The following is a 13,216-nucleotide window of genomic DNA, read 5'->3' on the forward strand; positions in this document are numbered from 1 at the left end:
TCACGATGATTATGCTGACGTAGCATAATCGACCTCGCATCTGAAACGAACTTGGAAAGTACGGTTCGCATGTACCAACCACGTACACTGGCGCTTCCTCCTTCCTCAAGTAGCGCTCCATCTTCTCGATTCTGAAAGCCCACATTTTGAACCTTGATTGGAAGTTTCGGCATTTGACCGCTCGTGTACTCGTACCGTACACGTTGCTAGGTTTCGTTTCACCGCTTGTGATCACGATGATTAGGCTAACGTAGCGTAGTCGGCATCGAAGCTGACAAGCGAATGTATTGACCCTTCATTGTAAGGGAAGTTCAAAAAAAGTTCAGAATCGGCTGATATACTCTCTATGGTTATCAAATTATACATAGAGGGGCAAATGAAGATGATACTTTCAATAGTTAGTAACATGGATGCAAAGATTTACTGGTCTATGTTGACCGTAATTGGAATTGGTATATTAGCAGGGCTGATTACTAGAGACTTTAAAAAGCGCCATAGATATATGAATACACTATCTACTGTACAGCAGGAACACGCCAACTTAGGACAACAAGAAAGTATAGATGAAGGCATCCTATTACTTGATCAAGATCATAAAATTATCGGCGCTAATGCTTTATTCTATTCATATACTGGCTTGGCAGAGATGCAACCATATCGAGAATCAATCAAGTATTTAGCGACTATTTTTCCAGCTAGTACTCGCAGTGATGCTATTAAAAAATTGAATAAAATATTGCAGCAAGGCTCAGGTTCGATGAGTGGTATTATTCAAAACCAGTCAGGTGCTATGCAAGAAATTACATTAGATTTGTTCAGTATTCAAGATGGTAATGAGATTATTACGTACTACTTGTCTATGAATAGTAGAAATCCGCTTGAGTATGCTTGACTTAGCGGCAATTTAACGTACACAGAAAAGACGATATAGGAAGTGAAATGTAGCGGTAAAAGCAGCTATCATATATTATCAACGTAATATCGTGGCTATCTACAAAGTAATGAGTAGATAGCTTTTTTTGTCATCCTAATGATATGTTTTTAATGAAAGCACTGACCGAAATTAAGGGTCAAACGCTTGAATGATACTAACGTTCACTGATTAACCGTCTAATTACCTTGCGACTACGTGATTCAAAGAAAAAATAGTGTTGTTTTTCTCATTAACTCTCCTCTGCAATTTGCACTCGTAGCGGACTCAAAAACAGTAAAGCTGAAAATAAGCTTAAAATTCTGTGACCAAATCGTGAAATGAACGTATAGAGTCATATGATATAAGGAGAATGAAAGGGGAATTGGATTTGAACTTTGAAAATGAAAACAACGAAAATCGCAATGAACAAAGAAAAGACATTTCTTGGAATCCAAAAATTGTTAGTAAATCAGTCATTGGTATTTGTATCGCTATTATTTTATTGTACATTGGAATGACCTCATTTTACACCGTGGAGGAACGAGAACGTGCTGTAATATTAACATTCGGAAAAATTACAGATGAGGCAACATCAGGTTTACATTTCAAGCTTCCGTATCCGATTCAAGATGTGAAGATCGTCCCTGCAGAAATGACACAGTATATTACAATTGGTTATCGTGAATCAGCAAATGGTGACATTGTTGATGAGTCTGAAGCGATGATGATTACTGGTGATGAAAACATTGTGTCTGCAGATGCTGTTATTACATGGAAAATTGGAAATATCAAAAATTATTTAACGAATATTGATAATCATGAAACATTTTTACGTAACTCTGCAATAGCATCTATTCGCTCGGTCATGGGTGCACAGAAGCTAGATTATGCGATTACTGATGGTAAAACAGTAATTCAAGAATTAGCAAGAGAACAATTAATGAAACTACAAGAAAAGTATGAGACTGGAATTATAATTATTGACTTAAAGTTCCAAGACATTGAACCGCCTGATGGTCAAGTGGCAGAGGCTTTCCGTGCCGTTACCAATGCACGAGAAGAGAAAAATACGAAAATTAATAATGCGACAAAGTATGAAAATGATCGAATTCCAAAAGCACGAGGAGAAGCTCAAGCATTAATTGAGCTAGCAGAAGCTGAAAAAGCTTCTCGTATTTTGAATGCACAAGGTGATGTAGCTAAGTTCGATGCTATTTATGCTGAATATAAGAACAATAAAGATATTACAGAAAGTCGACTAATTATTGAGACGCTGGAAAAAATTCTGCCTAATGCGCAAATTATTATTACAAATACCGGTAGTGATACGGTCAACTATTTACCACTTAATGAGCTTTTGAGTAAGAAGAGTAGCTCTACAACGAATAACACATCAACTAGCAGTTCGAATTCCGACTCTGCTGGATCGCAGTAGGGGGAGAATATATGAAGAAATTTAAACTTACTGGATTAATTATTGCAGGTATTGTCATTATTATTTGCCTATTTGGCTCGTTATATATCGTTAAAGAAGGCGAATATAAAATTGTTTTGCGTTTTAGCGAAGCAATCGATGCTAAGTCAGAGCCAGGACTGTATATGAAAATACCATTTGTCGACAAAATTAAAGAGTTGCCCAAGTACCAGATGACTTATGAGAATGTACCGACTCAAATTATGACGAAAGACAAGAAAGTTATTCTTGTCGATAATTACACGGTATGGAGAATAGATGATCCTGTGAAATTTAACAAAACAAGTCCTGCTGTAAGTGATGGGGCACAAAGGATTAATGAGGCGGTATACAACTCAGTAAGACGTAAACTTTCTGAAGTGAATTATGATGAAATTATTAGTGAAAATACTGCAAGAGGTGATTTGAATGATGAAATCACTAAGGATGTAGCACTGTCACTGCAACGTGATAATTATGGTATTAAAATCGTAGATGTACGTATTAAGCGTACTGATCTACCTGAAAGTAATAAGGAAAGTGTCTATAATCGAATGATTTCCGATCGTCAATCGATTGCTGCCCGTTATTTATCAGAGGGTGATGAAGAATCTAAAAAAATTACATCAAAAGCAGATCGTACTGCACTTGAATTAATGGCTCAAGCCGAGGCTGATTCCAAGAAAATAGTTGCGGCAGGTGAGCAAGAGGCTGCAAAAATTTATAATGAAGCATACGGTAAGGACCCGGAATTCTACAATCTGTATCGAACGTTGGAGAGTTATATTGTAACGATGAGTAATAATCCAGTCATTATGATGCCGATTGAATCTCCATATGCTCAAATTTTGCTAGGAGAATAGTAAACATGAACACCACAGTCTATTGTCTCTCTTCGAGAGCTAAAGCACTGTGGTGTTTTTTCAATTTATTAAATATTAAGCGACCACTATACAAATAAGATGTTTTTATAGTATGGTAATTCTTGGACAGTAATTTTTGGGTAAATACACTGAAAAAAGGATCGTTAATATATGTCACAAGCATTAAAGGCTGAGCAACACCAACATTTCGGAATGGAGATACAGCCTCGGGTATGGTGGAATGTACGCGTAGATTTTGTTGCAACTTTGTTTTTTAGTCTTTTCAATGTAGTTATGAATCAGTTTTTTATTGCTTTTGCTATACAAGAAGGTGCTTCTAATTTGCAAGTAGGGATATTGTCAGCTGCTCCAGCAATTGGCTTAATCTTCTCACCTATTTGGGCTTCATGGATTGAGCGATCGGATAAGCCGAAGCCATTTACGATAATTCCTAATATGATTGGTCGTCTATTGCCAATATTGCCCGCAATATTCCCTAATCCTAATGTCTATGTAATAACGGCTGTTGTTTTTCAATTATTAATGGGGATTCAAGCGCCGGCCTATGCTTCGCTCGTATCTAGAATTTATCCATCTAATCTGCGTGGTAGATTAATGGGCTATGTACGTGTTGGTATGGGTGTATTAATGATTCCAATAGCATATCTAGTTGGTAGCTGGACAGACGTATTGGGGCCAAGGGGACCATTAATTGCTGCTGCGATTGCTGGATTTATCTCTGTCAGTATTTTCAATTCGATTAAAGTATCCAAACAAGGTTCTAAACCTAATCGAGGTCTTACTGCAGTAGCTAGAGTTGGCAAAAAAGCTCAATGGCTAGAACAAGTTCAGCTTGTGAAAAGTAATAAAATACTTGCATTATTTCTTATAGCAACAACGTTTTCAGGATTTGGTAATATGATGTCAATTCCTTTATACCAGATTATTCAAGTCGATGTACTTGGATTAAGCAATGTAGAAATAGGTTATGCACGTGTCGCCTACTATATCGCACTCTTATTAACGTTCTGGTTAGGCGGTATTATGATTGATCGTATAGATATTAAGTATACTCTTATAATCGGAATAGCAGCTTACGCTATTGTACCTTTGCTATATAGTTTATGGGGGAGCTTTACTGGAGTATTAATTGGAAATGCAGTTCAAGGTGTAGGTGAAGCAATTTGGGAAATCGGGATTATGGCATTCATATTCAAGATTGCTCCAGGGAGAGAAGCAGTTGTCTTTGGTATACATCTCATGATGTTTGGTATAAGAGGGACTATTGGTCCGTTATTAGGGACAGGATTAACTTCGATAGTGGAAATTAACATTATATTAATTATTGCCTCGATTTTCGGATGGATTGGTACGTTTGTGTTCATCTGGGGAAATCGTAATAAAGGTAAGCCGATATTAACTAAACGCAAAATAAATATACTGTTTAAGAACTAAATTATTAAAACAACAAAGGGACGAAGCTACTGTACTTGTAGCCTCGTCCCTTTGTATATTAATAAAGTGAGATCGTTAAAGTATGATGTTCGGTTAACGCATGTAACGTTGCTTCTGAACCAATAACTTCGATACTAATAAGCGTTGCCAAGCAAAGTTTCAAAGCTTGCTTGCCTGTTTCCCATTTCTGATTCAAAATGGCCTCCAGCTTGCGCATTGCTTTTTTATTAAGCTCTTGCATATATACAGGTATCTGTTTTTCTTGGAATACAACTGTAGTTGTCATGATTCATTCCTCCAACACAACAAAGTATAAGAGTATTGTAGCGAATGAACATTAATATTACCTTAAAAATTGAGCAAAAAATTCGAAATATATCAACAATTTTGCAAAATTATATTGAAAATTAGCTAGAGCGTATTGTCTAAGGAGCTATTTAGCATTTTTTTTCGATATTCAGAAGGTGTGCAGTTCATTTGCTGACGAAATACTTTAACGAAATAACTCATATGATCGAAACCGACATCTAATGCGACGGATGAGATTTTGTTCGATGGATCAAGCAGCAACTCTCCTGCACGACGTATGCGATAGGAATTCACATATTCGATGGGTGTTTGTCTCGTCATACTTTTGAAGAAACGACAGAACTGGCCATCACTCATCGGAATTTGCCCAGCGATCTGCGATATTTTAAGAGGCTGATTGTAATTGGATTGAATATAACTAATCGCCTTTTTCAATCTGATCGTCTTCGTCTGATCGGTTAATTCACGTTTGCTACGGTTTGCATGTCTACCTTCTGGCAAGATCGTTTGCAGCATTTGTAGCAACAATGCTTTAATACTAAGCTGATAGCCCAAATCCTGCTGATCACAAAGTGATAATATAATTTTGAGCGAATCTAAAAGCTGTTTCTCCCAGCGTGAATGTGGCTTAATATGACGGGGGAAACTGCGAGTACGTTCGAAAAAAGGAGCAATATACTCAGTTTGTATTGCATCAAAGCTAGCACTTGCTAATAATTGTGGGTCAAACACGATCGCTCCATACATACAAGTCGCATGATGATGAGAATGACCTGTATGTATTTCTCCGCTATCAATAAATATAGCCTCGCCAGCCTTCACGACATAGTAGTCGGTATCCACCTGAAATAATACCTCTCCTTGCATGCAGAAGAAAAATTCCATTTCGCTATGCCAGTGACATTCTAATATTGGTGCTCCGGCAATCGTTTGGTCGATCCAATAGGCTGCCAGCGGAAATTGCTCAGTACCATGCAGGCGATTTTCCTTCAACGATGTTTTGACGCTTAAGTCCATTTGTGACACCTACTTTTACATTTATCAAAATAGTGCTATATTTCAGCATTATACTGTTAGAATTGTTCTAATTTTATCAGTATAATGCAATTATATCAAATTAATTTACTGTCCAATTGAAGAAACATTAACAATAGAAAGGTTGATCATATCCTATGAAATTTACAAATGGTAACTGGTTAATCCATGAGCAATTTAATGTACAAGGCGCGGTACAAGCGCATGAATTCTATGAGAAGGATGGCGTATTAACAGCTTATGCTGCACCACGTCCGCTTCTAAATAGAGCGAGTATGCTTGATACGATGCTATTAACGATTCAATTCCACTCTCCACTACCAGGAGTTATTGGAGTGAAAGTTATTCATCATACTGGTGTGCGTAATCTTGGTCCTAACTTTGAACTTACGAAATCTGCGGAAAGCAACGCAGTTATTGAAGAAAATGAACTTGAAGCCGTTCTAACTAGCGGTGACTTAAGCGTTCATATTGCTAAAGGTCCAGAATGGAAGGTAGACTTCTTCCGTGGTGGCAAACGTCTAACAGGAAGCGCGCAGCGTTCTATGGCGTACATTACAGAGGGCAAAGAACGTGCATATGTACGTGAAGAGCTTGATCTTGGTGTTGGCGAATTAGTATATGGACTTGGTGAGCGTTTCACTCCATTTGTGAAAAATGGTCAAACGGTTGATATTTGGAATGAGGATGCTGGTACAAGTTCTGAGCAAACATACAAGAACATTCCTTTCTATATAACGAATAAAGGCTATGGCGTATTTATTAATCAGCCTGAGCTTGTATCGCTTGAAGTAGCTTCCGAAAAAGTGAAAAAGGTTCAATTTAGCGTTGAAGGTGAATCGCTTGAATACTTCATCATTGACGGTCCCGATATGAAAGGCGTGCTTGATCGCTATACGCAGCTTACTGGTCGTCCAGCATTGCCACCAGCTTGGACATTTGGTCTATGGCTAAGCACATCGTTTACGACTAATTATGATGAGCAAACGGTTAACTCCTTCGTTGATGGTATGGTTGAACGAGATCTTCCGCTTCACGTATTCCACTTTGACTGTTTCTGGATGAAAGAATTCCATTGGACAGATTTCAAATGGGATGAGTCTGTATTCCCAGACCCAGAAGGAATGCTTGCCCGCTTGAAAGAGCGTGGCTTGAAAATCTGTGTATGGATTAACCCATATATTGCTCAACGCTCTCGTCTATTTGAGGAAGGTGCAGCAAAAGGCTATCTAGTGAAAAAAGCTAACGGAGACGTATGGCAATGGGATCTATGGCAACCTGGTATGGCGCTAGTAGATTTCACTAACCCTGCTGCATGTGAATGGTATGCATCTTACTTACGTGAGCTTGTGGATATGGGCGTAGATAGCTTCAAAACTGATTTCGGTGAGCGTATTCCAACAGATGTTGTATACTTCGATGGCTCTGATCCGTTCAAAATGCATAACTACTATACGCAGCTTTATAATAAAGTCGTATTTGAAGTGCTTGAAGAAAAGCTTGGTAAAAATGAAGCAGCAGTATTCGCTCGTTCAGCAACAGCAGGCGGACAACAGTTCCCAGTACACTGGGGTGGTGACTGTTATGCGGATTATGAATCAATGGCAGAAAGTCTTCGTGGCGGATTGTCGCTAGGCATGTCAGGCTTTGGTTTCTGGAGTCACGATATTGGTGGCTTTGAGAATACAGCACCTAGTCATGTATTCAAACGTTGGTTGCAATTCGGCTTACTATCTAGTCATAGCCGTCTACATGGCTCTAAGTCTTATCGAGTACCTTGGGCTTATGATCAAGAAGCAGTTGACGTTACTCGCTTCTTTACAAAGCTGAAATGTTCATTAATGCCTTATCTATACAATACAGCTGTTCAAGCACATGAATTTGGAATTCCTGCTATGCGTTCGATGGTACTTGAATTCCATGGTGATCCTGCAGTAGAGCAACTTGATCGTCAGTATATGCTCGGAGATAGTATACTTGTTGCTCCAATCTTCAATGAAGAGGGAGATGTAACATACTATTTGCCAGCGGGACAATGGACGCATCTATTAACGGGTGAAGTAGTTGTTGGTGGTACTTGGAAATCAGAAACGCATGGCTTCATGAGCTTGCCATTATTTGTTCGTGAAAATACCATTCTTGCAATTGGTGCAGTTAATGATCGTCCTGATTATGATTTCGCTGATGGTGTTGAATTACAGCTCCACAATTTACAAGAAGGTGTTAAGGCATCAACTGTAGTTCGTGATGTGAAAGGTAATGTTTCATTAACAGTTGAAGCAACACGCAACGGTAATTCGATCGTAGTTGCATTGAACGGTGCCAATAAGCCACTTTCACTTGTTGTTAAAGGTCATGGTGAGGTAACTGCTGTTGAAGGAGTCGCAGCAACGGTTGAAGCAGGTCGCATTGCTCTTGATCCGAAGGGTAACACACAATTTACAATTGTATTAGAATAATACGCTTACTATTGAAGAAAACAGGATTTAGGTGAAAGCTACCTAAGTCCTGTTGTTAGTTATGCACAAATGAAATCGTTACGACTGTAAAAATAGTCATGATAAATAACAAATGACAAAATAGCATAAGAATATGTTAATATAATTAATGTTTTATCGTAATGTATGCGCTATACTTAATCTAGTTGGACAAAATAAGACATAAATATATAAACATATAAAGGAGTTTGAATATAATGAATCGAATGTCAATCGGATTGCAGCTTTTTACGCTTCGTGATCAATTGGAAGCAGATTTTGAAGGTACTTTACGTCATGTTGCAGGATTAGGTTACGAAGGTGTAGAATTTTACCATTATGGCGATATTCCAGCAGAGAAAATGCGTGAGTTACTAGAAGAACTTGGCATGAAAGCGATAGGTAGTCATATTCAATTATCCAATTTGAAAGATAACTTGGACAATGAAATTACATATTTGAAAACTATTGGTGCAAAATATGCGATCTGCCCATGGTTAGCTGCAGAAATTCGTGATGTTGATTCATGGCGTCAGCATTTAATTGATCTAGCTGACATTGGTCGTGCTTGTACTGAGCAAGGCATTGAATTCCTGTATCATAATCATGACTTTGAATTCAGTACGTTAATTGACGGTCAAATGGTGTTTGAAGCACTATTCGAACGTATTCCGGCTACAGATCTTAAGGTTGAAATGGATATCGGGTGGGTGCAATACTCTAAAATTGAACCAGTTGGTTACATAAAAAAATATGCTGGTCGCTTACCGTTGCTACACTTGAAAGATTTCTTGAAGGAAAGTCGTGATCCAGAAAAAACAATTGATACTGTTGAACTTGGTGCAGGCGATCTTCCGTTAAATGATATCGTGAATGCAGCGTCTGATGCAGGTGTGGAATGGATTATTGTAGAGCAGGATTCATGCACGAATCCTCCATTGGAATCGATTGCTACAAGCTACAAGTGGTTAGAGCAAAATTATCTTAATCAATTCAAATAATTATTATTAAAGGAGAATTTATTCATGTCAAAAGTTAAAGTAGCAGTAATCGGTTGCGGTTCTATCGCGAAATACCGTCATATCCCTGAGTATGCAAGTGATGCCAATGTTGAGCTAGTTGCATTTGTAGATCCAATTATTGAACGTGCTGAGCTTTATGCTAAGGAGTATGGTGCACAAGCATTTTCAGATTATAAAGAGATGTTGGCAGCAATTAAGCCAGACGCAGTTAGCGTTTGTACGCCTAACTTCTTGCATGCTGAGATGACGATTGAAGCAGCGAAAGCTGGTGCACATGTCCTTGTAGAAAAACCAATGGCTGTAACTGATGCTGAAGCAGAGGCAATGATTGAAGCGACTAAAGCTAGCAATGTGAAGCTAATGGTTGGTCATAACCAACGCTTTATGCCTCCACATGAAAAAGCAAAAGAAATTTTGAAATCAGGCATACTTGGTAAAGTACTTACTTTCCGTACCTCTTTCGGTCATCCTGGTCCTGACGCATGGAGTATTGATGGTGCAGAGAGCTGGTTCTTCCGCAAAGAAGAAGCAATTATGGGCGCTATGGGAGATCTAGGTGTTCATAAATCGGATCTGATCCGTTGGATACTTGATGATGAAGTATCTGAAATTGCAGCATTCGTGGGAACACTTGATAAAAAAGATACAGAGAGTGATGATAACTCTTCTTGTATTCTACGTATGAAATCTGGTGCTATTGGCACTTTAGTAGCAAGCTGGACGTATTATAAAGGCGAAGACAATAGCACAATGTTATGGTGTGAAAATGGTGTAATGCGTATCGGTACTGACCCAGTAGATGATGTTATCGTTGAGCTTCGTGATGGTACAGTAACGAAATATCAAACGGGTGAAATTTCAACTAACGAGAAGCAAGTAACAAGTGGTGTAGTTGAGAAGTTCATTGAATCTATCGTTAATGATACGGTTCCTGCTGTAACAGGCGAGGAAGGTAGAGCATCTTTGAAAGTTATTCTTGATGCTTTCGAATCTCAAGAAACTGGTCGTGTTATTAAAGTTAACTAATATTGTTCAGTAAGAAAAAGCATTTCGGGCTTTCCCGAAATGCTTTTTCTTGTTTAAGTTTTCTTCACTTAGTTACATTTACCATAGTGAGGGGATTTTAACAAAGGTATAACAACAGTTATGTATACGTTTACAAAACGATTTTGGTAATTATTGATTCATGCAACCTAAAAAAAACTTTGATACGATAAAGCGGAAGTTGACATATTGGTACACACAGCAGTTATCCAAGAAGCAACAAAAAGTTTAGGAGGAATTAATTATGGCAAAGCAAAAATGGAAGCTGGGAGTCGCAACATTTGTGGCAACCGCTCTTATTAGTACAGCTACTTTAACAGGGGCAAGTGTAGATGCAGCCTCTACTATATCTAAGATGGACATAAAAGAGCAAACTTATACATCCAATTGGCAATCTAATCTTATGAATAGTTTGCTTAACAAAATCACGGATTCCAATCAAACGATTGTAACGATCGGAAATTGGAAAGTGAATGTTCAAACTGGTTTTTGTATTTATTTACCTAATCTTAAACCTGGAGTTACACCTAGCCCTACAGTAACACCTACTGCGAACCCAACAGCAACGGTAGCGCCAACAGTGAAACCGACAGCGACAGTAACACCTACTGCGAAGCCAACGCCAACTGTTGCACCTAAACCAACGGCGACTGTAACGCCAACAGCAACCGTTGCACCTACTGCGAAGCCTACACCGACTGTGAAGCCTACGGCAACTCCAGCACCTGATGCTGGAAATTCTTCTGTAGCAGCAATTCAGCAGGAAGTTGTAAAGCTTGTTAATGCGGAGCGTGCTGCAGCTGGATTATCTGTATTGGCTTTAGATGCTAGCCTTAATACAGTAGCGATGGAAAAAGCAAGAGATATGGATGTTAATAATTACTTTAGTCATAATTCACCAACGTATGGTTCTCCATTCAATATGTTGAAAACATACAAAATCACTTACTCATACGCAGGTGAAAATATTGCTACTGGTCAAAAAAACGCTGCTCAAGTTATGAAGGACTGGATGAATAGTTCAGGACATAGAGCGAATATTATGAGCTCTAACTTTACAAAAATCGGCGTTGGATATGTGAATGGCAAATGGGTTCAAATGTTCATCGGTTAATGCAATCATATTTGTACCAATATGGTGAAAGAAGCCTTCCTTGAAGTTCAAGGAAGGCTTTTCATATGCAATCAGGCTTTGATAACGAAGATTATTTCAACTTGAAAATTTGGATAGTACGTTGCAGCTGAGTTGCCATATTAAGCATTCGTTCAGTTTCTGAAACAACAACTTGCACGGAAGGAATTTGTTCATTCATAGAAGCTGAAACTTCCTCAGTACCAGCAGCCGATTGTTCTGTAATTGCAGAAATGTTTTGAATTGCAGCAGAAATCTTTTGTGCACTATCAAGCATACTATCGCTTTCTTTAGAGAAATTGAAGATTTGCTCACTAATAAATTGAATGCTTACTACAATTTCATTGAAAATATCTTCTGTTTGACGAATATGTGCTGCTTGCATACTAACGACTTCTTCATTGACTTTCATATTATGTATCGTATTTTGAATTCCTTTATCGATACTTTTCACTAAGTCGAACACTTCTTTTGTCGAAGCTGTTGATTCTTCAGCTAGCTTACGAACTTCTTGTGCAACCACTGCAAATCCTCGTCCGTGTTCACCTGCGCGTGCTGCTTCGATCGATGCATTTAAGGAAAGCAGGTTCGTTTGTTCAGCAATTTCAGATATCGCTTTCGCTGCTGCTGAAATACCTTTAGCCTTTTCAGCTAAATCTTTAATTGTTATAGCAACTTGCTCTGTTGCTTCTATGTTACGATTCATACCATCACTTTGATTTTCAAGGGCAATACGACCTTTATGTACGAGCTCAATCGTTTCTTCGGAACGAGTATTCATTTCTTTTGTAGAATGTGCGTAATTTGTAACACGAATCTCAATTTCAGTGATTGATTCAGTCATATGAGATACATCTTCAGAAATCGTACTAGCACCAGTTGCAAGTTCAGTTGCAGATACAGCTACCTGCTCCATCGTAGATTGAATGGTATTATTTTTTTCGAAAATACTGCGACTTGTATCTGCAACATGTTTCGTAATATTCATCGATTCAGATAATATATCTCTTAATTTAATAACCATGCTGTTGAAGGTATGCCCAAGCTCACCAGCATTTGTTGCCTCCACATCAATGGTTTGAGAAAAATCGCCTTTAGAAATACGATTTGCAGCACTTTGAATTTCATCAAATGATGCTGTAATTGCATTCTCTACAAATAAAATAATGGGATAGGCAATTCCATAAGATATTACGGCAATGATTATTATTGCTGTGAAATTCTGATTCATAATAATAGTAAATATTAGCGCTAGTAGTGTTAAAATGGAAAGGTTAGAATAAGTAACGAAAACGAGCTTGCTTCTAACAGATAATGAGTTGAACCAATTAGTGAACTTCTCCATAATGTAAGCGCTCCTTTATCAATAATATCCATATTATAGCACCACTTTCGGGATAGGTCCATCACATTAATAGTCAGAAATTCATATATACTTAAACTAAAACTAGTTCAATAGTTGTGCAACGTTATCGAGAAATTGGGTAAATACTACGAAATGCTTCGGTAAATA

General features: G+C 38.1%; 11 protein-coding genes. 8 read left to right on the forward strand and 3 right to left on the reverse strand.

Annotation, left to right across the window (positions count from 1 at the left end; genetic code table 11):
• Positions 1 to 382 precede the first annotated feature (382 nt).
• The 4 genes from AC1TO5_RS08825 (at position 383) to AC1TO5_RS08840 (ending at position 4,684) form a co-directional block, all read left to right on the forward strand.
• A complete protein-coding gene (locus AC1TO5_RS08825; RefSeq protein ID WP_482062415.1) occupies positions 383 to 892 on the forward strand; it encodes a hypothetical protein in 510 nt (169 codons plus the stop codon).
• Positions 893 to 1,301: 409 nt separating this feature from the next.
• The gene (gene hflK, locus AC1TO5_RS08830) at positions 1,302 to 2,348 is read left to right on the forward strand and encodes an FtsH protease activity modulator HflK (protein ID WP_482062416.1); all 1,047 of its coding nucleotides are present in this window, start codon (positions 1,302 to 1,304) and stop codon (positions 2,346 to 2,348) included.
• Between the two features lie 11 nt (positions 2,349 to 2,359).
• Complete coding sequence (hflC, locus tag AC1TO5_RS08835; RefSeq protein ID WP_482062417.1) at positions 2,360 to 3,229, forward strand: protease modulator HflC; 870 nt, start codon at positions 2,360 to 2,362, stop codon at positions 3,227 to 3,229.
• Between the two features lie 171 nt (positions 3,230 to 3,400).
• Positions 3,401 to 4,684, forward strand: coding sequence for an MFS transporter (locus AC1TO5_RS08840; RefSeq protein ID WP_482062418.1), 1,284 nt, complete (start codon positions 3,401 to 3,403; stop codon positions 4,682 to 4,684).
• A gap of 58 nt (positions 4,685 to 4,742) precedes the next feature.
• On the opposite strand, the gene AC1TO5_RS08845 is transcribed toward AC1TO5_RS08840, so the two are convergent.
• A complete protein-coding gene (locus AC1TO5_RS08845) occupies positions 4,743 to 4,970 on the reverse strand; it encodes a 3-dehydroquinate dehydratase (RefSeq protein WP_258202455.1) in 228 nt (75 codons plus the stop codon).
• A 125-nt stretch (positions 4,971 to 5,095) separates the two neighbouring features.
• On the reverse strand, positions 5,096 to 6,010 hold the full coding sequence (locus AC1TO5_RS08850) for a helix-turn-helix transcriptional regulator (protein WP_482062419.1): 915 nt from the start codon (positions 6,008 to 6,010) through the stop codon (positions 5,096 to 5,098).
• A 155-nt stretch (positions 6,011 to 6,165) separates the two neighbouring features.
• Between AC1TO5_RS08850 and yicI the strand changes: the two genes are divergently transcribed.
• The 4 genes from yicI (at position 6,166) to AC1TO5_RS08870 (ending at position 11,685) form a co-directional block, all read left to right on the forward strand.
• Positions 6,166 to 8,487 (forward strand): alpha-xylosidase, encoded by a 2,322-nt coding sequence (gene yicI, locus AC1TO5_RS08855; protein WP_482062420.1) that lies wholly within the window; start codon positions 6,166 to 6,168, stop codon positions 8,485 to 8,487.
• Between the two features lie 236 nt (positions 8,488 to 8,723).
• The gene (locus AC1TO5_RS08860) at positions 8,724 to 9,506 is read left to right on the forward strand and encodes a sugar phosphate isomerase/epimerase family protein (RefSeq protein ID WP_482062421.1); all 783 of its coding nucleotides are present in this window, start codon (positions 8,724 to 8,726) and stop codon (positions 9,504 to 9,506) included.
• Between the two features lie 24 nt (positions 9,507 to 9,530).
• Positions 9,531 to 10,553 carry a Gfo/Idh/MocA family protein gene (locus AC1TO5_RS08865; RefSeq protein ID WP_482062422.1) on the forward strand — a complete coding sequence of 341 codons (1,023 nt, stop codon included), beginning with the start codon at positions 9,531 to 9,533 and terminating at the stop codon, positions 10,551 to 10,553.
• Positions 10,554 to 10,815: 262 nt separating this feature from the next.
• Positions 10,816 to 11,685, forward strand: a complete 870-nt coding sequence (locus tag AC1TO5_RS08870; RefSeq protein WP_482062423.1) for a CAP domain-containing protein — start codon at positions 10,816 to 10,818, stop codon at positions 11,683 to 11,685.
• A 91-nt stretch (positions 11,686 to 11,776) separates the two neighbouring features.
• Here AC1TO5_RS08870 and AC1TO5_RS08875 read toward each other — a convergent pair whose 3' ends face one another.
• The gene (locus AC1TO5_RS08875; protein WP_482062424.1) at positions 11,777 to 13,048 is read right to left on the reverse strand and encodes a methyl-accepting chemotaxis protein; all 1,272 of its coding nucleotides are present in this window, start codon (positions 13,046 to 13,048) and stop codon (positions 11,777 to 11,779) included.
• Positions 13,049 to 13,216: the final 168 nt, after the last annotated feature.

The organism is Paenibacillus sp. Y930 (assembly GCF_056786375.1).